General features: G+C 49.8%; 19 protein-coding genes. 10 read left to right on the top strand and 9 right to left on the bottom strand.

Annotation, left to right across the window (positions count from 1 at the left end):
* Window positions 1–55 precede the first annotated feature (55 nt).
* A complete protein-coding gene (locus EKM84_RS08375; RefSeq protein WP_125765312.1) occupies window positions 56–1,957 on the bottom strand; it encodes a heavy metal translocating P-type ATPase in 1,902 nt (633 codons plus the stop codon).
* Window positions 1,958–2,223: 266 nt separating this feature from the next.
* On the opposite strand from EKM84_RS08375, the gene EKM84_RS08370 reads away from it, so the two are divergent.
* A complete protein-coding gene (locus tag EKM84_RS08370; protein WP_125765311.1) occupies window positions 2,224–4,299 on the top strand; it encodes a TOTE conflict system archaeo-eukaryotic primase domain-containing protein in 2,076 nt (691 codons plus the stop codon).
* A gap of 81 nt (window positions 4,300–4,380) precedes the next feature.
* Window positions 4,381–4,998, top strand: coding sequence for a hypothetical protein (locus EKM84_RS08365; protein WP_164511357.1), 618 nt, complete (start codon window positions 4,381–4,383; stop codon window positions 4,996–4,998).
* A gap of 757 nt (window positions 4,999–5,755) precedes the next feature.
* Here the strand turns inward: EKM84_RS08365 and EKM84_RS08360 are convergent.
* The 3 genes from EKM84_RS08360 to EKM84_RS08350 are packed head-to-tail and all read right to left on the bottom strand — an operon-like array spanning window position 5,756 to window position 6,831.
* Window positions 5,756–6,319 (bottom strand): Dps family protein, encoded by a 564-nt coding sequence (locus EKM84_RS08360; protein WP_125765309.1) that lies wholly within the window; start codon window positions 6,317–6,319, stop codon window positions 5,756–5,758.
* 35 nt (window positions 6,320–6,354) lie between these two features.
* Window positions 6,355–6,582, bottom strand: coding sequence for a heavy-metal-associated domain-containing protein (locus EKM84_RS08355; protein ID WP_125765308.1), 228 nt, complete (start codon window positions 6,580–6,582; stop codon window positions 6,355–6,357).
* Window positions 6,583–6,603: 21 nt separating this feature from the next.
* Complete coding sequence (locus EKM84_RS08350; RefSeq protein WP_125765307.1) at window positions 6,604–6,831, bottom strand: heavy-metal-associated domain-containing protein; 228 nt, start codon at window positions 6,829–6,831, stop codon at window positions 6,604–6,606.
* A 238-nt stretch (window positions 6,832–7,069) separates the two neighbouring features.
* Between EKM84_RS08350 and EKM84_RS08345 the strand changes: the two genes are divergently transcribed.
* The 4 genes from EKM84_RS08345 to EKM84_RS08330 all read left to right on the top strand — a co-directional run bounded on the left by EKM84_RS08345 (window position 7,070) and on the right by EKM84_RS08330 (window position 11,826).
* Complete coding sequence (locus EKM84_RS08345) at window positions 7,070–8,236, top strand: MDR family MFS transporter (protein WP_125765306.1); 1,167 nt, start codon at window positions 7,070–7,072, stop codon at window positions 8,234–8,236.
* Window positions 8,237–8,510: 274 nt separating this feature from the next.
* Window positions 8,511–8,846 (top strand): hypothetical protein, encoded by a 336-nt coding sequence (locus tag EKM84_RS08340; protein WP_125765305.1) that lies wholly within the window; start codon window positions 8,511–8,513, stop codon window positions 8,844–8,846.
* A gap of 307 nt (window positions 8,847–9,153) precedes the next feature.
* Complete coding sequence (locus EKM84_RS08335; RefSeq protein WP_125765304.1) at window positions 9,154–10,509, top strand: MFS transporter; 1,356 nt, start codon at window positions 9,154–9,156, stop codon at window positions 10,507–10,509.
* 204 nt (window positions 10,510–10,713) lie between these two features.
* The gene (locus tag EKM84_RS08330; RefSeq protein ID WP_125765303.1) at window positions 10,714–11,826 is read left to right on the top strand and encodes an AAA family ATPase; all 1,113 of its coding nucleotides are present in this window, start codon (window positions 10,714–10,716) and stop codon (window positions 11,824–11,826) included.
* A 66-nt stretch (window positions 11,827–11,892) separates the two neighbouring features.
* Here EKM84_RS08330 and EKM84_RS08325 read toward each other — a convergent pair whose 3' ends face one another.
* Together EKM84_RS08325 and nrdI are read right to left on the bottom strand one after the other, a co-directional pair.
* On the bottom strand, window positions 11,893–12,651 hold the full coding sequence (locus EKM84_RS08325; RefSeq protein ID WP_191988076.1) for a nitroreductase family protein: 759 nt from the start codon (window positions 12,649–12,651) through the stop codon (window positions 11,893–11,895).
* The gene (nrdI, locus tag EKM84_RS08320) at window positions 12,648–13,118 is read right to left on the bottom strand and encodes a class Ib ribonucleoside-diphosphate reductase assembly flavoprotein NrdI (RefSeq protein ID WP_125765302.1); all 471 of its coding nucleotides are present in this window, start codon (window positions 13,116–13,118) and stop codon (window positions 12,648–12,650) included. The genes EKM84_RS08325 and nrdI overlap by 4 nt, the downstream gene beginning before the upstream one ends.
* Window positions 13,119–13,853: 735 nt before the next feature.
* Between nrdI and EKM84_RS08315 the strand changes: the two genes are divergently transcribed.
* Both EKM84_RS08315 and EKM84_RS08310 read left to right on the top strand, forming a co-directional pair.
* Window positions 13,854–15,368, top strand: a complete 1,515-nt coding sequence (locus EKM84_RS08315; RefSeq protein WP_125765301.1) for an ABC-F family ATP-binding cassette domain-containing protein — start codon at window positions 13,854–13,856, stop codon at window positions 15,366–15,368.
* Window positions 15,369–15,502: 134 nt separating this feature from the next.
* Window positions 15,503–16,936 carry a DHA2 family efflux MFS transporter permease subunit gene (locus EKM84_RS08310; RefSeq protein ID WP_125765300.1) on the top strand — a complete coding sequence of 478 codons (1,434 nt, stop codon included), beginning with the start codon at window positions 15,503–15,505 and terminating at the stop codon, window positions 16,934–16,936.
* Between the two features lie 55 nt (window positions 16,937–16,991).
* On the opposite strand, the gene EKM84_RS08305 is transcribed toward EKM84_RS08310, so the two are convergent.
* Window positions 16,992–17,921: an AEC family transporter gene (locus tag EKM84_RS08305; RefSeq protein ID WP_125765299.1), complete on the bottom strand. Its 930-nt coding sequence runs from the start codon at window positions 17,919–17,921 to the stop codon at window positions 16,992–16,994.
* A gap of 235 nt (window positions 17,922–18,156) precedes the next feature.
* Here EKM84_RS08305 and EKM84_RS08300 point away from each other — a divergent pair, with 235 nt between their 5' ends.
* Entirely contained in the window at window positions 18,157–18,354 is a 198-nt protein-coding gene (locus EKM84_RS08300; protein ID WP_125765298.1) for a hypothetical protein, read from the top strand.
* Between the two features lie 284 nt (window positions 18,355–18,638).
* Here the strand turns inward: EKM84_RS08300 and EKM84_RS08290 are convergent, their stop codons facing one another.
* Both EKM84_RS08290 and EKM84_RS08285 read right to left on the bottom strand, forming a co-directional pair.
* On the bottom strand, window positions 18,639–19,481 hold the full coding sequence (locus tag EKM84_RS08290; RefSeq protein WP_125765296.1) for an SDR family oxidoreductase: 843 nt from the start codon (window positions 19,479–19,481) through the stop codon (window positions 18,639–18,641).
* A gap of 13 nt (window positions 19,482–19,494) precedes the next feature.
* Window positions 19,495–20,475, bottom strand: coding sequence for a zinc-dependent alcohol dehydrogenase (locus tag EKM84_RS08285; RefSeq protein ID WP_125765295.1), 981 nt, complete (start codon window positions 20,473–20,475; stop codon window positions 19,495–19,497).
* 119 nt (window positions 20,476–20,594) lie between these two features.
* Here EKM84_RS08285 and EKM84_RS08280 point away from each other — a divergent pair, with 119 nt between their 5' ends.
* Window positions 20,595–21,464 (top strand): LysR family transcriptional regulator, encoded by an 870-nt coding sequence (locus EKM84_RS08280; protein ID WP_125765294.1) that lies wholly within the window; start codon window positions 20,595–20,597, stop codon window positions 21,462–21,464.
* The last annotated feature ends 27 nt before the right edge of the window (window positions 21,465–21,491 follow it).

The raw sequence follows: 21,491 nt of genomic DNA, 5'->3' as shown, positions 1-21,491 counted from the left end.
CGCACAAAAAAGCGCCGGGTCGTCAGTGACCTAGCGCTTTTCATTTACCAATTATTTAGTTCGTGGCTAATTGTTGGGCAACGGGTTGGGCGTCCTTCTTACCGCGAGGCTTGTAACCAATCAGGCGCATCGCGTTGAAGATAACGACCAGGATGGAGGCTTCGTGGACGAACATCCCACTGGCCATGTAGATGTAACCGTAAACCAGGCCAATCAGCAGGAAGGCGACCGTCAAGATGGCGATGGTGATGTTTTCCTTGGTGTTGGCAGAAGTCTTCTTGGCTAAACCGACCGCGTGGTTCAAGGCGGTGAAGCTGGATTGCATCAGGACCACGTCGGCCGTTTCGATGGCGACGTCGGTCCCACCACCCATGGCGATACCGACACTAGCGGTGGCTAAGGAAGGACTGTCGTTGATGCCGTCCCCAACGAAGGCGACGCTGCGACCCATGTCTTGGAACTTCTTCACAAAGGTGACCTTGTCGGCTGGTAGCAAGTCGGCGTGGACTTCATCGATGCCTAAGGATTCGGCAACGGCGGAGGCAGTGGCTTGGTTGTCACCGGTTAACATAACCAGGTGCTTGATGCCTTGGCGTTTCAGAGCGGCTAAAGCAGCGGGAACCTCGGGACGAACCGTATCGGCAACGCCCAGGATGAAGGCGAGTTGGCCTTGGTAGCCAACTAAGACAGTGGATTGACCCTCATCTTGCATTTCGTGTAAGTCGGTTAGTTGGTCAGCAGTTAAATCAATGCCGTTGTCCTTCAGTAAAGCCGCGTTTCCAACGTAGAGACTGTCGTCGTGCCAGTTGCCGACCATCCCACGGCCCTTGATGGTTTCCGTTTCAATGGCAGCGGCGTTCGCATCGAGGTGGGCGTCTAAGTGAGCCACAATGGCTTGTGCCAGTGGGTGATCAGAGGTTTTTTCGACCTGAGCGACTCCGGCTAAGAGGGATTGGTCGTTCGTGTATTGCTTCAAACCAGCGACGGTCATCTTACCAGTGGTCAGGGTCCCAGTCTTATCAAAAACGATGGTATCAACCTTGGCGAGACTTTCGACCACGTCGCCACCCTTGATCAGGATACCGTTTTTAGCACCGTTACCGATACCCGCCACGTTAGAAACGGGCGCGCCGATAACCAAGGCACCAGGGCAACCGAGAACCAAGACGGTGATGGCTAACCGTAAATCTTGCGAGAAGACGTAGACCAGAATGGCGATGACCAGCACGGCTGGCGTGTAGTATTGCGCAAATTTATCAATAAACTTTTCAGCGGGGGACTTGGTATCTTGGGCTTCTTCGACCAGTTCAATGATCTTAGAGAAGGTCGTTTCGTCCCCAACTTGGGTGGCTTCGATGGTTAACGTCCCACTTTCAACCATGGCACCGGAGTAAACGCCGTCACCATTTTGCTTGTTAACGGGGCGAGATTCACCGGTAATGGAGGCTTCGTTGACGTAACCCGTACCGTCGACGATTTTACCATCGACAGGGACTTGGCCACCGGCCTTGACTAACACAACGTTGCCTTCTTCCAGGTCATCGACGTCGACTTCTTCAGTCGTCCCGTCGTCGTTGACCAGCTGAGCGGTTGTTGGGGCCATTTCTGTCAATGATTGGATGGCACCCCGGGTCTTGGCCAGCGTCTTCTGTTCGAGGTAGGACCCGAAGAGGAAGAGGAAGGTCACGATGGCTGATTCTTCAAATTCACCGATGGCAAATGCCCCGATGACGGCGATGCCGACCAGCAATTCAATGCTGAAGACCTTGGCTTTCAACGCGCTGATGGCCCGTAAAACGATTGGGGCGGCGGCAATAACGGAAGCGATGATCCAGGCGACATCGGTCACGTAAGGTACCTTGGTGAACCAGGTGTTCAGGAAACCAAGGATGATTAAGCCAGCAGACCAGAAGGTAATGGGGTTGGTGTGACTGTAAATAAAGCGTTGAAATTTCATGGGGTAGCATCCTTTCTATTGATCATTCTTAAGTAAGTTTTTGTGTTCCTTGTTTATGTATCCATTATGCCTGCGATGGGGATGGATTAACTTGATGTGAATCAAGTTGGGAGAAACAGTTGGGATTTATTTGGGTTAATGGGAAGAAAACTGACGAAAAATATTAGAGCGCCGAAGTTTGCAGCACATTTACTTAAAAAGGTGTCGTAAACGGTTTCAATCGGTTAAAATCAAGACAACTACTTAATTTTAAAGGGGGATGCCATTTGGACTGGAGCTATCAGGATACAGCTGGCAATCAGTATCGGTTGAAAGCTATTGCCACGAATCGACTAACTGGTGAAAAGGAAGCGGTTTATATTGACTGCCAAACGCAAGAAATCATGGTAGACTCGCTATCTAGTTTTGAACAGTGGGTGGATTTAGTCGACTCACCCACCAAAGAAACACGCTTAACAGTGCAGGAGAAAATCAAGCTCTATCGTACCCGTTTTAATGGACGGTCGGATATTTATGCCAAGCGGTATTACAATAAGAAAGCTCAGAGGGATGTTTATAGTCCAGCTACGGGGTTCATCGATGGGCGTCCTAATCGGGATGATTTACTGCCATTAACTGATGAAGTTGTGAAGGAACATTTACAAGGGAAAATTTTCATTGGTATCTATCCGTTATTACGGGATGACACGTGTAACTTTCTGGTTATCGATATTGATAAACATAATTGGAAAGAAATAACGAAATCATTGTCAAAGGTCTGTCGCCAATTCGAGATTCCAATTGCGGTAGAACGTTCCCAATCAGGAAATGGTGCCCATTTGTGGGTTTTCTTTGCTCACAAGATGGCGGCCGAGCTGGCTCGGCAGTTTGGGCAGGCAATTTTGAAACGCGCAATGGCAATCAATACCAGTATTTCCTTTTCAGCATTTGATCGGCTCTTTCCCAGTCAGAATCATCTTACACAGAAAGGGTTTGGCAACCTAATTGCAGCTCCCTTGCAGTATCAACGAATGAAACTAGGAAACAGCTTATTTATCGATGAGGACTTTAAACCGTATAAAAATCAGTGGGAGTTTCTGGCACAGATAAAATTGATGGATGAACGACGAGTTAAAGAAGCGATTGGCAAGTTGGAAGAAGGAAATACGTTCCGGCTTTTTCAGCAGTTAGATACTTATGAGCCAGATTTATTAAAAGATGACTTGTTAACCATCAAGACGGGCATAAAGATTATTCGGAGTGATCAACTTTATATAGACATGGCTGATTTGAACTCGCGGCAAATTAATGCGCTACGTTGGGCAGCAACTTTTGACAATCCTGATTTCTATAAAAAACAAAAACAACGGTTAAGCACTTGGGATACACCACGATACGTATCATTGGCTAGTCATCAAGGCAAATACTTAGTATTACCTCGTGGTGTTGAGTGGTTTTTGGCTGCCCGGTTACCACAGCCGAACTTTATAGATAAAACCGAAAGTGGTAGTTCTTTGCACGTACAATTTACGGGTGAACTACGGTCAGAACAACTCACAGCACAAGAGGCGTTACTGAAACAGCGAATGGGAGTTTTGGCTGCAAGAACAGGATTTGGTAAGACAGTCATTGCGGCAAGCATGATTGCAGAAAAAGCAGTAAGTACATTGGTTATCGTGAATAATCGGGAGTTAGCTAATCAGTGGCAAAAACAGCTTCTTCATTTTTTGGAAATTACCGATGAACCTTGGGTTGAATTAACTAAAACAGGACGGAAGAAGAAAAAATCAATCATTGGCACATACTTTAGTGGGCACAAATCAGTTAGCCGATTAGTAGATGTGGCAACGGTTCAGACACTAAGCCGCATGAAAAATCTACCAGAATTCTTGCAGCATTATGGCATGGTTATTATTGACGAGGTGCACCATTTGGCGGCCGTTACCTTTGACGATGTCATTAAACAGTCACCAGCACGTTATGTATATGGATTATCTGCAACACCTTATCGGCGAGATGGCTGGGATCCAATTATTTTTATGCGCGCAGGGAAGATTGCCTATCGTACGGCCAAAACTGATGAGCATCAATTGCTGACAACGACACGGACTGTTGTACTAAGACCCACGGGTTTGGGTGAATTAAATGGTGGTGTGATGAGTCAAAATAGTATGCAGGATAACTATGAGGCTATGATAAAGGATCAGGATCGAAATCGGTTGATTGTGAATGATATATTAGAAAATTTCAAGCAAAACAAGCATCAATTAGTACTGACGCAAAGATTGGAGCAAATTGATGTCTTAAAAATGGCGTTAGCCAGATGGTCTGAGATAACTGTTTTCGAGCTGTCGGGGCATTAAAAAAACAAAGAGAATCAGCGAAATATTGATGAAATCAAACGTTGTCAATCTCCTTATGTAATTTTGGCTACTGGTAGTTTTGTGGGTGAAGGTTTTGACGTACATTCTATTGATACGTTATTACTGGCGATGCCAGTTTCTTGGAAAGGTAGTGTTGAACAGTATTTAGGACGACTTAATCGTGACCTGGAGAATAAGACGGACTTAGTCGTTTACGATTATGTTGATTTGTTTGTTCCAATGCTTGAAAAAATGTACCAGAAGCGTCAAAAGACTTACCGAGAACTTCAGTACCAAATACAGTCTGGTGAAAAACAATCTGTTGTGCAGATTAGGAGTGGTAAGCCGGCATTAGGTAAGTTACAGGCTGATGTGAAAAATAGTGAAACAGGTGTTGTAATTGGTGTAACAACAGACCATCCTGCCATTGTGGGCTTTGTGAAACGACTGAAGGGTCCTAAGGTAACCGTGGTGTCTTCACCTAAAGTTATATCGTCATATCAGGCGTTGCCTGATGTAGAAGTTGTCGAAAGCCCGCAGGTATTGAACGCATTGATTATTGATAAGAAATCTGTTTGGGTTGATTATCAGCAGTTGCTGTTTAGTGCCCAGGAAAACTCAGCTTTAGAATTTGGAAGTTCACAATTGGCTGAACGATTTTTAAATGTTCTTTTAAACGAAAAACCCAAGTTGTTTTGAGAATTTAAGAGAATAAAAGCAAGACACTTATCAGCTCCTCCAGTTGGAGACTGGACTGACAGGTGTCTTGCTTTTATTTCAGCTAAGAGTAAATCTTATTTTTTAAGTAGGCGGCGCACAAAGAAATGAATGATCTCGTACGTGACGATGCAGAAAATCAGCAGGAGTAATAGACTCAGTAGTAGCGACGGACCAGCGCCTAACGTGAAGACCTGATTGCTGAGCCACGCGAAGAGCTTGAAGGTGATAAGTATGGCGATAACCAGTTCGAGTAGGGTCAGTAGGTTGTTTTTGATGGCGGCAGCCTCCTTAGACGTGTGCTAGTTTAAAGCTAGCCTAGCAAATGGGGATGATGTCGTCAAATAGAAAATCGCTGGCATAACAAAATAAATATTACGTGGTAAATAGTAAATAAAAAGGCGGCTGCCAGCACCTCGCAGTGTGCTGACAGTCGCCCTTTCTCGCAGGGTGAAACTTGGTGTAAGTGAAATTTGATGGTGGTAAGTGATGATAGGGGCACCAGTGCGGGGCCCGGTGTGATATTGGCTTGGGGCGTTTTCGTTTTTGAGACAGTTCACTTGCCGTAGTTCGGTTCGTGGGACTGGTTCTTCGCGGAACTATCCTGGTACTGGCGGCCTTTGAAACGTGCTCCGCGGGGCAGGTCCCTGCGCTTAACCCCGATTCAGCAATGACCCAAGTTCGGGGTCATCACTGAACCGACGTTAATGCTCAGGACCTAAGCGCCCCGCTCCGCACTCTAGTCTTCGTCATCCTCATCGTCTTCTCCATCCAACCCATCCCGGGCGTCATTGCCCAGAACGGCTTGGAGTTCGCGGATGATGTGGTTGTTGGTGCCGCGCAGGTCAGTTAAGAAGCTAGCCAGGGCTGGGCGTTCTTCCTTTTCGGCGAGCTTGATGGCCCGGTCGATGAAGAGGTTGTGGGTATCGGCGTCGTGGACCAGCTCACTGACTTGGTCTTCGGCGTTGAGGTACTTCTTGTCGCCGCCTTCTTGCAGCATGTTGTAGTCGTGGTATTCCTTGGTCGTGGTCGAAACAATTTCGCCCTCATCCAAGAGCAGTTCACCTAAGGCGTCAAACTGCTTACGGTAAGTGTCGATGTAGCCGGCCAATAACTGGCGAACGCTTAAGGCCAACGGACCTTTGACGGACCACCGAACTTGGTGGAACTTAACGATAGAGATGTGCAGGTTAGACAAGATGTGGTTGGTCATGGCGCCGGCCGTTGGGACGTGATGGTCGTGGTCGGTTTGAGCTTGTTCGGCAGCGTAACGGTCTTCGATACTCATAGTTGTAGTGGTCATTAGATGGACTTCCTTTCAAATTTAGGGGTCAGGGATTAAAGGGCTTTGACTTTGGAACTCTTGACGACGTAGCCGAGGTCAGTGACGGTGTCCGCCAGGCTTTCAGCGGTAACAGCACTGTCGTCGAATTCGGCTTTGATCTTGCTGGCGTTGAACAGGACCTTGACGTTTTCCACGCCGTCCTTCTTACTCAGTGCGCCTTCAATCTTGGTCATGCAAGAGGGGCAGGTCAATGCGTCTAACTTCATGGTTACTTTACTCATAATTGAAAACCTCCTATTGGCTTAAAGAGCTTTAACTTTACTACTTTGAACGGCGTAGCCTAAGTCGGTCACGGTGTTCGCTAAATCTTCGGCGGAAACGGTGGCGTCGTCGAATTCGGCTTTGACCTTGCTGGCATTGAACAGGACTTTGACGTTCTTCACGCCGTCCTTCTTGCTCAGCGCGCCTTCGATCTTGGTCATGCAAGAGGGGCAGGTCAGATCGTCTAACTTCATGGTTACTTTACTCATAATGAAAACCTCCTTCGGCTTTTCGTTTGCCTTGATTACATGACTTAGTATACGGGCGACCGGAGGAAAAGAACTTGACTCAAATCAAGTTGACGGAAAAGATAGAAATTTTTTTGTAGAAAATGAGCAATTTGCTCATAAAACAGCGGTTTAATCCCATTTTGAACGGGTAAGAGTTTCGGAAATTTTTTATCTGTGCGACAATGAAGACAGATTGAAAATAAGTGAGGGACGCTAAATGTGGAAAACCAAACGAGAAGTGAGTATGCCTGGTATTGTAGCGGCAACGCTACTCCTTAACGCCGCGGCCGCGTGTATGTGGCCGTTGACCACGGTTTACATGCACGATCAGTTACACCAAACGCTGACGCTGGCGGGGATTGCCTTGCTGGGGATGTCACTATGTATGATTTTAGGAAATTGGCTGGGCGGCTGGCTCTTTGACAATTGGTCGCCGTTTTTATCGAGTATCGTGGGCACGCTGTGTTCCTTTATCCCGATGACGCTGCTGATCTTTTTCCATGGCTGGCCGGTCTTTGGCATCATGCTGCTGTTCATCGGTTTAGGTGACGGCATCGTCATGACGGTCGTGAATTCCTTTGCGGCCACGGTCAAGTCGGTGGAGAGTCGCAAAGTTTTCAATTACCTCTATATTGGGATGAACTTAGGGGTCGTCATCGGTACGCTGATGGTCGGAGTCCTGATGAAACACGGGGTCACACTGGTCTTCGGGGTGGCGGCGCTCAGTTATTTGGCGCTGCTGTTGATCTTCCTCTTTGACTTCCGGGCCAAGATTGAAAAGAAGACGTATGCGCACGCCAAGGGACCGGCCAAGCCGGCGCAACTTAACCTGATCTGGCTGATTAGTGCGCTAGTCTTCGCCCTCTACATGAGTTATTCCTTATGGGAAAGTGTGATTTCCGTGCACATGACCGGACTCGGCATCTCCTTTGAAAAATACAGTCTGTTGTGGACGCTAAATGGCTTGATGATTGTCTTTGGCCAACCCATCGTAAATCGCTTAGCCGCAGACTTTAAACTGAGTTCTCAGATTTGGGTCGGCACGCTAGTTTTCATTCTCTCGTTCCTGCTGTTAGTTTTTGCCAAGAGTTACGCAATGTTCGTGATTACCATGGTGATTTTAACTTTAGGTGAAATGACCGGTTTTCCAGGGATTCCCGCATGGATCGATGGCCTGGCGGGGGACAATGATAAGGGAAAATTCCAAGGTATCTATAATATGGCGATTTCCTTCGGCCGGGCCGTGGGGCCGCTGTACGGTGGGATGATCATTGAGTATGGCAGTTACCAATCATTGTTCTGGTCGGTGACGGCTTTGATGTTGGTGGCATTGGGGGCCGTTCTCCTCTGTAACCGCCGGAACCAGGCTAAACTTTCTAAATAGTGTTTTTGTTTCGCCTCCCGGGGGCTCAAAATAGGCCGGAACGCTGTGGGCAGGACGCCTAAAGCCTGTGAGGCGGTCTTTAGGCTCGCTTTGAGCCTCTGGAAACCGAGTCTCAAAGTCGCCATTTACTGGGCGCTGCCCAGTAAATCCCACGGCTGAGCCTATTTTGAGCCCCCGTCCGGCTGACACTGGTTTGGAACGTTTGGACTGGTCGTTGATTTTGGCTTAGTTTGTTTTACTTTTTTCACATTTTGCTTTAATAAGGAAGACTGTTATGAAAAAAAGTGGCGTTGTTATCATTTCAATTTTAGTGATACTCGCGCTGATTGGTAGCGCTGGTGTGCGGCTACTCCCTAATACGCCGCAAAATGCCGTACGCTTGGCAATTTTAAAAAATGGTCATCCGGTGATTGCTTTAACCGAAACGCCTAAGAGGCTAAACGAAAATCAGAGAGAGGATTATTCTGGTAAATCTGCTTGGCGGTACTATCAGGTAAAAACAGTCTTCGACGCAAACAATGGCTGGATAAATATTAATACGCTTGCGGTCAATCAGCCAGAAAAAGGGTCATCCGCTTATCGGGTTCACTTAGTCTATAGCGTTGCGTGATTCAGGTTATGCAGTCAAACAGGAGGTAAGTCTGGGAGTATATCAGACTTACCTCCTGTTTTATTCTCTAAAAACAGCCACCTGAGTTCTCCTCAGGTCCAACTTCTACGGTCTGGTCTCACGGATTAATGCAATTATGTGCAGACACTTGACTCAACTGGTTTCCTTAGCCAGGTCTAAAACTTTCTTTCGAAAATAAGGGTCACTTCTAAAGAAATGTAAGGGTTTACATTGACGTGATAATGGGCACGGTGTACATTGAAGTTGTACAAATGTTCACTAACACAATTTCGTAGGGGATGAGCTTATGTTTTCTTTTCTGAAACCAGCTCCAGACGCTAAGGTGAAGGTTCCTGCTGAGAAAATCGAGGGAACTTATCGTTGGCGGCAAACGGGTGTCTTGCTCTCAATTTGTATTGGTTACATTGGTTATTACATTATTCGGCTGATCTTCACGACGGAACAGAACGATATCATGAAGGCGTATGGGTTTACCACCGCTGATATCGGGCTGGTCATGTCCTGCTTTGGGATTGGCTACGGGATTTCGAAATTATTCATGGGGGCGCTCAGTGACAAGAGTAATCCCAAGTGGTACTTAGCAACTGGGTTATTTGTTTCAGCCATTTTAAATTTGGGGTTGGGTGCAACGCGCAACCTGTACATGATGATGTTTCTGATGTTGGTGATGTCCGTCGCCCAAGGGATGGGTGCCGCTGCTTGTCAACGGACCGTTCAACTCTGGTGGGGGAAGAAATGGCGGGGGACCGTCTACGCCGTTTGGTCCTCTGCACATAATGCTGGAGCGTTCGTCTGCGTGGCCGTTGTGCAACTGGCAACATTGATGTTTACCGGCTCGATTGCGGCCGTCTTCTACACGGCTTCCGTCGTTTCCATTATTATTGCTATCTTTATCGTGTTCGCTGGAGCTGACCGGCCCGCCACGGTGGGTCTCCCAAGTGTTGGGGAACATACCGGTGACGAAGTTGTATTGGATGATGGGAAAGCCACGGCCGCTGAACTGACCGACCTGTCTCTCTGGCAGATTTTTGTCAAATATATCTTAACGAACAAAATTGTGTGGGCCATCACGTTGACCTCCATGTCACTTTACCTCGTGCGTTACGGGATCATGAGTTGGATTCCCAGCTATTTGACCCAGTTCAAGGGCTTCGACCCCGGGACTGCCAAATGGTTGGTCGGTATCTTTGAACTGGCCGCCGTCCCAGGCGTTATCTTGATGGGAGCCATCTCCGACCTGTTAAAGGACCGCCGGGCGCTGGTCTGCATCGGTTGTGTAATTGGATTATTGATTTGCCTGACAACCTACTTCTTCAGTACCAGCCACATTGCTATCATCGTGGTTCTACTGATCATGGGGAGCCTGATTTACGCGCCACTGACCCTGGTCGGCCTGATGGTCAACGAAGCTGTGCCAAAGTTTGCCGTGGGTTCCTCAACCGGGTTCATGGGCTTCTTCCAATATATCTTCGGTGAAACCTTGGCCACTGCATTGATTGGGATTCTGGTTGCCAAATTTGGTTGGATCGCCAGCAACACCGTGTTGTACTCGGCTGCCGGGTTGGCACTGCTGCTGTTACTCTACATTGCTATTCACGAACACCGGGTCGCCAAGATTGTTGCGGCGGACCAGGCGGAATAATAAATTGGAAATGGACTGCCGTAATGGCAGTCCATTTTTATGTTGGGGGGCCATTAGAAACCTTATGGCAACGGCATTTTCACAACGATATTTATGGTTGAACGTCTTATTAAAATCGCAATGACGGATTTGCTGATTTGGAGTGAAATTCGTTGTGAAATTGGTGAAGTGGCGTAACCTGTTAGAAAAAGGGGAGGTCTCGCCATGCTAATTGCATTCACGCTCCAAAATTTTCGGTCGTACAAGGAAGCCGCTACGCTCTCACTCGCTGATTTGAAATGGGTGGCCCTGTCAGGACTCAACGGTGCTGGGAAAAGTGCCGTGCTCGCCGGTTTAACCCTGTTACAACAGCTGGTGGTGGTCCCCACGGAACAGATTACGGATTGTCTACCCTATCAGCCATTCGCTTTCGACACGACTAGTGATGGCCTTCCCACGCAGTTTGCGGTGACGCTAGAACGCGGTGGGAGTCGCTATCGGTACGCGCTGAGTTACGATGCCACACGGATTCTGAGCGAAGAATTAGCTGTTCTTCTGCCGGGTGGTCAGTCACAGCGGCTGTTCTTACGGCAAAATGGCGGTATCGTTTGTGTACCAGCCGGGCAGAAGCAAGCGGCCGCTAACACACGACCCAACGCGCTCTTTCTGCAAACCCTCCAAGCAGCCAATTACCAACCGGCAATCGCCGTCTTCAGCTGGTTTGCGGAAGATTTAGTGGTCCTGGGCGACCGTCCGCGAACGGATCTGGTGCTGGATGACTGGCTGATTCCCCAGTTGACGCAGTTCTTACACGCTGTGGGCAGTGAGGTGGCGGGTGTGACCCAACGACAGCTGGCCCTCCAGTTTCTAGATGGGTCGCGGTTTACCCGGCCAGACCTGGCGCTGCTCTATGAAAAATACGATGAAGAGGGTGAGGTCGTCGATGTGGCCGAACTCCCGCTGCGCCAGGCCTCAACCGGGACTCAGCAACTAGTGACCGCGGGATTGGCTTTCATCACTGCCCAGATTGCCAAGAACCCGCAAACGGTGATTGCCGATGAGTTTGCGAGTGCTGTCCGGCCAGAGGTGGCGACGGCTTTACTGGCCCTAGTGGCGTCCGACGTGAACCACAGTCAGCTGCTCTTCTCAACGGGCCATGAGGTCCTATTAAGCAGCCAGACGGACCCGCAGCAACGGTGTCTAGCGGAGAAAAACTATCGAGGTGAAAGCACCTTGCGCCAAGGTATTTCCGCGATGACGGAGCAGCCCACGATTTTTACCCATCAGCGAGTTGACGGTGAGACTCTGCGGACGGCGTTTACGACCGATATAGCATGACTTTAAGTGGGACAGTAAAAAGGGACTGAGAGCGTATCCCAGTCCCCTTAATTTGAATGATTGTGGTTAGTGGGCAGCCTCCAGCGAAAAGCCTTGTTGGATGAGGGCCACTAAAATTTCTTCACGCTGTTTCGGGTCACGGCTCATTTCGCGGACGATGTGGTGCGTAAATGTTTCGTCGCGCTGGTTAGAGCCACGGTCGTGATAGTAGGACGTAATCAACCGATTGTAAGTTTTTAAAACTGGATCAGTGGCGACAATTGGTTGATAGGCGTTGGTGAAGTGAATCAATTCCTTGGGAAGTCGGGGTTTTTGTTCCGGCTTTTCAGCGGGATGACCCACGGCTAGGCCCAGAACCGGGAAGGTCAGCTCGGGTAAATCAAAGAGTGAGATGACCCGCAACGTATCGTTGAGGATACTGCCCATGACGGTGCTTCCCAAGCCCAAACTTTCGCCAGCCGTGACCATGGCCTCGGTGGCAATAGCGGCGTCAAAAATACCGGCCAGCAGTTTATCCGTGCTCCGAAGGTTGGTTGCGGTCCGCTCATTTTTTGGGGCCAACTGTGCGTTACGATATTGATCAGCGACCATCAAGAAGTAGTGACCGGCCTTTTCTAACCAGTGGTGCCCGGTGATTTCACCCAGGACGGCCAGCTTTTGTGGGTCGGTAACGCTGATGATGCTGTACTGTTGGGAAAAGGTACTGGTTGCGGCGTGTTGCGCGGCGTTAACGAGTGTCTCAACTTCGGCAGCGGTCAGCTTCTCACCAGTAAATTGACGAATACTGCGGTGGTCCAACAGGGTGTTTAGTGTAGGATTGATCATGCTTGAGCCACCTCCCGTGCCCGGGCGACGAGGGCGTCGTAGACCCGGGACTCGTCACGAGGAACGCCCCGGAGTTCATAGCTAGCCACGAAGGGCACGTTGAATTGCGTTGCGTACCGTTTAGCCGTTAAGCAATACTGCTCGTTAAAATTACGATTACCACTACCGACGACGCCGAGCAGCTGTTGTGCGTTATGGTTGTAGGCAATGTACTCACCCATAACGTTGGTCATCAGTTCCTTAACGCCGTTATCAATGCCGTTGCCACCGTTCAGGTAGGTGGGCACGAAGCAGAAGTAGGGTTGCGTTTCATCTACAAAGTCGCTGACTTCACTGATCTCCAAGGCACCAATGGTTGGCAGGTTAGGGTTCGCAGCGTGTTGTTGCGCCGCATAAGCGGTCAAGTTCGTGACAAAGTTGCGGGTATTCCCCTCGATGGAAATGAATAAAATGCGTAAGGGTTGCATAAAAAGAGCCTCCGTTCAAAACAATCTGATTACTCCCAGTGTACTCGAAATTGGGTAGGAATGTTGTGATTTTTTCGTGAGTCTTATCCTTAGCCATTTCGAATGAAGATGATTGTGACGGTACAGGTTGGGAAGCGTAGATAGCTAAGGCGTTATTTACGGATAGCGTGTTTATTGGGTTTGGGCTGAGTTAGATTCAGAATAGTAAGCTCGGAAGCCGGTGAGCACAGGCGTGACTACACAGGTATAAAGTGATATTGCTAGTCTGAGTGACCAGAGGCGAATCAAGGTGACCAGCTGTGTCGGTGGTCTTGGCTGGGGGGGGCTTTCCAGCCTAGAGCACGGGACGACTTTTGAGACCGTTTTTTGGCTCAAAAGCGAGGTCCCAGACCGCTCCTAAGGCTGGGACCGTTCCCCACAGCAGGGCACTTTGAATTCGCCGTCGGAAACGGCAATGTAAACAAAGCCAAAAGAAAATCACTTGTCAAAAAATAAGGCCTGTGCTATTCTGTTGGTAATCTAAGAAAGAACGAGGTATTCAGCCGATGCGCAACTAATCAATCCACAAATGTCAGTCAGCTTCACCACCTGCAAGGGGTGGAGTGGGCCTGCAATTGGGATTGATGGTGCATTGACTGAGTTGCCAAACGCAACCAGTGGGCGCCATTTCCGGACGGGAAATGCGGCCACTATTTTTGTACCGGCAATCCCTGCTTTCAAAAGGGGGACGACTTTTTGACACAACTTACCTTAAATAATTTAACGAAAACAGTTGCGGGAGAAACGTTATTTACCGCGGAACATTTAACCGCTCAATCCGGTGACCGGGTTGGGATTATTGGCGCCAACGGGACTGGAAAGAGTACGCTGGCCCACATTATTTGTGGCACGGATACGGACTTCACCGGTCAACGGACCGTCACGGATACCGCTATTTTAGTGCCGCAGATTGCCCCGAACGCGGGTCGTTCTGGTGGGCAAAGCATGCTGGACCGGATTCGTCGGGCGATGGCGCAACGGCCAGAATTGTTGATTTTAGATGAACCATCCGCCAACCTGGATGACGAACACCAAAGCTGGTTAATTGGTCAGCTACAACATTTCTCTGGCTTGCTGATCATCATTTCCCATGACCGGGAACTCTTGACGGCCGTGGCAACACAGATTTGGTCCCTCGAGGATCACGTGTACACCCAATATAATGGGAGCTTCACCAAGTTTGAAACGTACCGGGAACAGCGGCGGGAGAATATCCGGAGCCAGTATCAAAATGAACAGAACGAGCGGCGTAAGCTCCGGCTGGCCGTACAGGCGCGGCATGAAAAGGCCGCGCGAATCCGTAAGGGCAGTCGGAGTATGAGCGCTGCGGAACGGGCAAACTCGCAATCGGTTCGTGAACAGAACGCCGGCAAGATGGAGCGTGGGGCCCGCGCCTTACGCGACCGAGCTGAACGGCAAACGACGACGGTCAAACCGCACGAGACGGCGGCTTTGAAGCTGGTGGCCACGGATTTACCCCCCGTGACCGGTAAACGCCTGATTGCGGTGGAAGACCTGCACCTCAAGCGTGGGAAGCATGACCTGCTGCAGCATGCTCGTTTCAGTGTGACGCCGGGCGAACGGGTTGCATTGGCCGGCCCTAATGGCTGTGGCAAGTCGACATTGATTGAGGCCATTTTAGCTCACGCGCCCAACACCCGTTTGGCGCCTAGCGCGCGGGTCGGGTACTTTCATCAGGACATGACAGAGCTGCCCGCGACGAAGACCGTGTGGCAGGTGATGGCGGCCGCGACGGCGCTTGATGGCAACCGGACGCGTCAGGTGATGGGCGCCTTTGGGTTAACGGCCCGGTTTTACGACCGGTTAGTTGGCGACCTCAGTGGGGGCGAACAGGTTAAGCTGCAACTGTTAGCCATCCTGGTCAGTGCCAGCAACCTGTTGATTCTGGACGAACCCACGAACTATTTAGACTTACCTGCCTTACGGGCACTGGAAGACTATCTGATTGGCTATCCCGGCACCGTCTTGTTCGTGGCGCATGACCAGGAATTCCGCCAACACGTGGCGACACGGACCTTGGTCATGGCAGATCATCAGCTAACGGACCCGGCCAAGACGGCTAAGGGCGTCCCCGCTAGTGATCTACCACGGCTCCAATTTGAATACGACCAGGTGATGATGGCCCCGGAGCTCGATACCCAACGGTTGAAGGAACTCCGGGAACAGATTGCGGCCATTAAGGGAAAATAGGTTACTTGTTACGGAAAATTGTCACCGCAAAAAATGAGAATTAAAAAAAATATTAAAAGTTTTACTTACGAAGACGCTTTTTTTCTGGTAGAGTAATCCATTGTGACTATTCGTGAAAGAGAGTGTGAAAACAAATGGATTCAGTTCAAAATAACCAACCAGAAATGGCGAAGCATGCGCGGGTACAGGTTGCCCACCCCATGCTTGCAATTATGGGGATGCTTATTGGGGGATTTGTGGGGATGTTTTCTGAAACATCTTTGAACATTGCCTTACCCCAGTTGATGACGCAGTTAAACGTGTCAACGGCCACGATTCAATGGCTGGTGACCGGATATATGTTAATGGTTGGGGTGGTTCTGCCACTCTCCAGTATTATTACGAAATGGTTTACGACGCGGCAGGTTATCCTGTTTGCTTTGATTGATTTCATCGTCGGGGCGGTTATTTCTGCCTCGGCACCCGGATTTGGCGTCTTGTTATTTGGGCGGATGATCCAAGGGATTGCGACCGGGTTAATCCTGCCCCTGATGTTTACGGTGGCGATGCAAATCTTCCCACCTTACAAACTTGGGGCAGCCATGGGAATGGTTGGACTGGTTATCATGTTCGCACCAGCACTAGGACCGACCCTGGCTGGTTTGATTTTGGGTGTCGCTTCCTGGCGATGGATTTTCTGGTTATTTGTGCCACTACTGGTGATTGCCTTTATTTTTGCAGTGACCTCACTGAAAAATATTGCTGAAGTCACCCGCCCCAAAGTAGATTTTCTCTCAATTATCCTGTCGACGATTGGTTTTGGGAGCTTGGTTTTGGGGGTTAGTTTTGCGAGTGATCGCGGCTGGGGCTCAGGAATTGTGATTGGTGCCTTGGTTCTGGGGATTGTTGTCTTAGCGTGGTATACGCATCGTCAACTAACGGTGGAAAAACCCATTTTGAATTTGCGGGCATTTGCTATCCCTGGTTTTCGTATTGGGACCATCCTGGTGATGATTGACTTCGGTATCATTCTTTCCGCAATGTATCTATTACCTATGTATATTCAAAAGGGTCTGTTGGTACCGGTTGCGTTGACGGGGATCATTATGTTCCCAGGTGGTATCGTCAACGCAATCGTTTCGGCTCTTTCTGGGCGGCTGTATGACCATATCGGTGCACGAATTCCCGTCAGAATCGGCTTTATTATTTTGATGATTGGTGCCTTGATGTTAGCCTTAACTTCAACGCATTCAGCCATTTGGTACGTTATCCTGGCTCACGTGACGTTGATGGTTGGGGCACCGTTAGCGATGTCACCATCCCAGACACACGGGTTAAACGCTCTGACTGGTCCAATCGCCGCCGATGGGAGTGCCATCATGAACACCTTTGAACAGGTCGTTGGGGCCATTGGTACCGCGATTGCTACCAGCTTACTGGGTATCGGCCAAGCCGCTTACCTGGCTAAGGGGACGACCAACGCCGCCGGTGCCTTTGTGAACGGGGCCCACTATGGATTCTACTTCACGTTTATCCTGGCCTTGATTGGTTTCCTGATTGCCTTACGCTTACCAAAGGCAGAACGTTAAACAAATGCTAAATAAAATGGTGTCCGACCAAGTTGGTCAGGCACCATTTTTTTCGTTAAAGGAAATTACTGAGGGCGAAAACTAAGGGAATCGTGCCCATGCATAAAATCGTTGAGAGGCTCATCAGGGTAACGGCCGGCGTGGTATCGCCGTGGGCCTTGAGCGTAAACAGGACCACGTTACCGGCAACCGGGCAGGCGGCCATCAGCACGGTCGTGTAGAGTGGAATTCCACTGACGCCAAATGCCCGCAGAATTAAAATGTTGATAATTGGAAATAATAAATTGCGTAACAGCAGCGGCCGCCAGAGGCGGGGGTCCAGCGTTTGCCGGTTGAGTTTAACCGCGGCCAGGCTGTTCCCGATCACAATCATCGATAGTGGCGTGTTGATGGAGCTGACGTCGGTGATGGTTTGGTTGAGCAGGCTTGGCAGGTGGACGGCACTGACGAAAATGATCAGCCCCACAACAATCGCAATGATATTGGGATTGAGTAGAATCTGGCGCCAGTTGACGTGGCGGTCTCCCGGCTGTTTCGGGGTGAAGAGGGCAATCCCGTGCGTCCAACAGAACAGGTTGAAGCCCGCTAGTGAGGCTACGGCGAAGAAGACACCGGTGCTACCAAAGAGGGCGCTGGCCAGTGGCACGCCCATGAAGCCAGCGTTGGAGTACACGGCCCCGAAACGCATGATGCGCTGTAGGTTGGTGTCCGCGATTCGTTTGAAGACTAGGTTGGTCACCAGGACCATGACGGCGTACGTCAGGAGAATGCCCAACATGACCATGGCGAGGGCCTGCAGGCGGCTAGCGGAGAACCGCTGTTCAAAGGCGTTTACGATGAGGCAGGGTGACACGATGTAGAGCAGGATGTTGGTGAGGTCGGTCGCCGTTTGCCCGTGCATGAAGCCGAGTTTGTTCGTCAGCAGGCCGACCGCCATGAGGATGAACATGAGGATGATTTGGTTCGAGAGTTGCGCAATATCCACGCGATTAGCTTCCTTTCAGAAAACAGGCCTGATCAGGCCGATAAAATAGCGGATGTGAGTCGGCATTGTTTGCTAGTGATGACCGGAAGCGCACAATCACCTAAAAATCCGTGCCAGAAATAACGACATACGTTCATCTTCGGCCTAACTGGCCAGTGTGTCAATGATTGCTAGTTAATCCCCTGTTCATTAGTGCTAGAATAAGAGGTAACAGTCAGTGGAAGGCGGAATCAGCGTGACGTTTAATAAAGAATTTTATCGTTCATCGAATTTTTGGGGTGGCATCGTGGCCCTAGTTTTGAGTGGGTGGGGGTTCTCACCCTTGACCGGGAATAGCGTATTTGAGTGGCTTATCTCGGGTATTTTAGTCATTGTCGGCGTGTACGAGTTGTCGCGGGGGATGTTTGTCACCCCCAGTCGGCAGAAAAAGTAGGAGGAGCCATGCAATTTAATCGACGTTTTGTGCATTCATTGGATTTTTGGAGCGGACTCCTGATTATGTTTTTAATGATTTGGAATATCCTGCCATTTCGGCTAACCAGTGTTTTCTGGTGGGTCTGCTTCCTGCTGTTTTGGGGCGGCGTGTTTTACTTTGTTAAGGGGTTAGTGCGGTTGCGGTAAATCAGCGTTGAGCAGACCTGATTTCTGTTGGGCTACATAGTGGTAAACAAAAAGCGTCCCTGCTGCCAAGTTGGCAACGGGGGCGCTTATTTGCGCTTAATGTTTAACGGCTAAAACCTCATCGACATACTCACTAAAGGTTTTGGCTGGCCGACCCATCAGGGCGTTGAAGTCCAGCGGGTTACCCTTGTACGGGTGGTTGCCGTGATAGGTGGCAATTCGGCCAAATTGATCGTTGGCGTGTACGGAAGGGAAATCGGGGACCGGAATCAAATTGATTTTGAGCTGTTTCCCGGTCTTGTCACAGATTTCCTGCGCATATTCGCGGGTCGTCCGGTTGCCCTTGGAACAGAGATCCAGGGAGCAGGCGTAATAGTCATCATCACTCAGTAGGATTTTGACGTTGGCGGCTGCGATATCATTAAGACTGATCAGGTTAGAGGGCTGGTCGACCTTGATGAAGGTGGTCAGCACGCCGGTTTCAAAGATGCTGTCAGCACCAGCGGGGAAGTGGCCTTCCAGGTAGCCACTAGGCTTGGTGATAGTGTAATTCAGGATTGATCCCATCAGTCGGTCTTCGATTTCGTATTTTTCCCAGTGTTGGGCTAATTCCATGACCGTGTTCAGGCAGGAGGAGAAGACGAAATGGGTGACGTTGGCCTTTTCGGCGGCAGTAATGAGTCGTTCGGTCATGGGAACCATGCCATCGAGGGCGTCTGGTAAAATTAACAGAACCTTGTCGACGCCGGTAACGGCCTGGTCGATGATTTCGTCACGACGCAGGTCACCAATGATGACTTGGCTAGCGCCTAATTTTTTCAAAGCCGCCTCGTTGGTGGGGTCCGGGTCGACTGCCACGACATCGACGTTGTTTTGAGCCAATAAGGGAATTACCTTTTGACCGATGTGACCGAATGATGCAGTAACTAGTACTTTCATGAGTATTTCCTCCTTAACGCCATTTGAAGATGGGGTTATTAATCGTATTGTCGTGTTTTAGAACCTTACCGTAGAGCATCTTAATGTTTTCGTCGGTTGGAGCGTAAATCGTATCGCTGTGGGCAGGCGCGATAATCTTCTTGGTCGACAGGAGCCATAGGAAGTTCTTGATGGCCTTACGTTGCCGGTCCATTTCAGTGTTCACGAAGTCGCCCAGAATGGTCAGATTTTTAATGAAAAATTCGCCGTAGTTCAACGTTTGTGGATTATTGTTGGCCGTGCAGAAGACGACCTTACCCAGTGGCCGGGCGAGGTGAATGGCCAAGTTCATGCCGGGATTACTACCGGACACGTCCAGAGCCGCATCGATGCCACCGTTCAGTTTACCGATGAGGGTTTCAATAGCTGCCGAATCATTCGGGTCCAGGACAATGTCGGCCCCGGCTTTCTTGGCTGCTTGCCGCCGTTGTTCCTGAATATCAAAGGCAACGATGGGGTGCAGGCCGTTTGCTTTGGCTGCCTGAATGGCAATTTGACCCACGACGCCGGCCCCAATGATGGCCACGGACTGGCCTAAACGTAAGTCGGCCTTGTCCAGCGTAAAGAGGGCGGTCATGCCTAGGTTGTAGAAGACGGCATCGTCCAGCTGAACGTCATCGGGAACCGGGTAGACGGCATCTTCTTCAACGTAGGTGTAGTTAGAGTGGGCACCGTAGACGGGCGCACCGATGACGCGGTCGCCAGGCTTAAATTTCGTGACGTCTTCGCCAACCGCTTCGACGACACCGGCAGAACTGTAACCGGGGATGAAGGGAAAGGTGGTGCCCAACACAACGTGGGCTTTATCATTCACAAACCAACTATTTTCACTGCTTTGACTGATCAAAGAATACTGCGTCGCAATCAACACGGTTTTGCCAGTCGGCTCACTGATTTCTTCCTCGTGATATTCCGCAACACCGGCGCTAGGCCAATAAACTGATTTCCGTAACATCTTCGTTGCCTCCCTTAAATTGCTTACAAACTCATTGTAGAAGCGTTTACATCCAAACGGAAATAGCGGATAATTGTGAAGGATGATAAGTGAATCTTATAACAAGGTGGTGCTATGAAATGGATTTAGAATCGCTAAAATACTTCGTTGACGTGGTCGACCTGGAAAATTTTACCCGTGCGGCGGAACGAAACTTTATTTCACAGCCAGCCATTAGTGCCCAAATAAAACAGTTAGAAGAAACGACTGGTAAGTCGCTCTTGTTACGCGACCATCATCACGTAACGGTCACCCCCGCTGGTCAGAAATTCTATCACGCGGCCCAGCGCATGCTGGCAACGTATCACGGCGCGCTGCTAGATATCTGGCGGGAACAGGCGACGGTACCAACCCGGCTACGGGTCTCCTTTTACATTACCCAGCAGTTTCAGCCCTACATTAATCAACTAGTCAAATTTCGTGTTGAGTTTCCGAACGTGACCGTTGATTTAGTGGAACGCGATTCGGAACAAGCGGTGCAGGATGTGCTAACGGGGGCGGCCGACCTGGGATTTGGCATCGTCGATCATTCCAATCGGCAACTGGTCTGGAAACAGGAGCTAGCGGATCACTTGGTCGTGGTCGGAGGTAAGAGCACGTTGGCGGCGTTGCCTCGGCGCGTGACCCTGAATCGCTTGGCAGGACTAACCTACTTAACGCTAACCAATGTACCAGCGACGCAGTTTGGCCAACTGACAACGCAGCTCTTGCTCGGTCATGGGTTTCAAACGACCCAGTTGGCAGGGCTGGACCTTTTATTCACCCAGCTGCAGATGACGCCGACGTTTGCGCTATTACCAGCCTCACAAGTACCTAGTAACCTGACCGGGCTGGTAACGCGGGAACTACAAACGTCGCTCCCCAATGCTATGGGGGTCGGCTGGTGTTACCGACGGCATCCCTTGGATCCGACCGTGGGGGCATTTCTCGCTTTTGAAAATTTACTGTAACCAAAGAAGCCATCACTCAAAACGAGC

This window comes from Levilactobacillus mulengensis (genome assembly GCF_003946045.1).
GTDB classification, from domain to species: domain Bacteria; phylum Bacillota; class Bacilli; order Lactobacillales; family Lactobacillaceae; genus Levilactobacillus; species Levilactobacillus mulengensis.
Note: the sequence above shows the minus strand (reverse complement) of the source record. Positions and strands in the feature narration are given on the sequence as shown.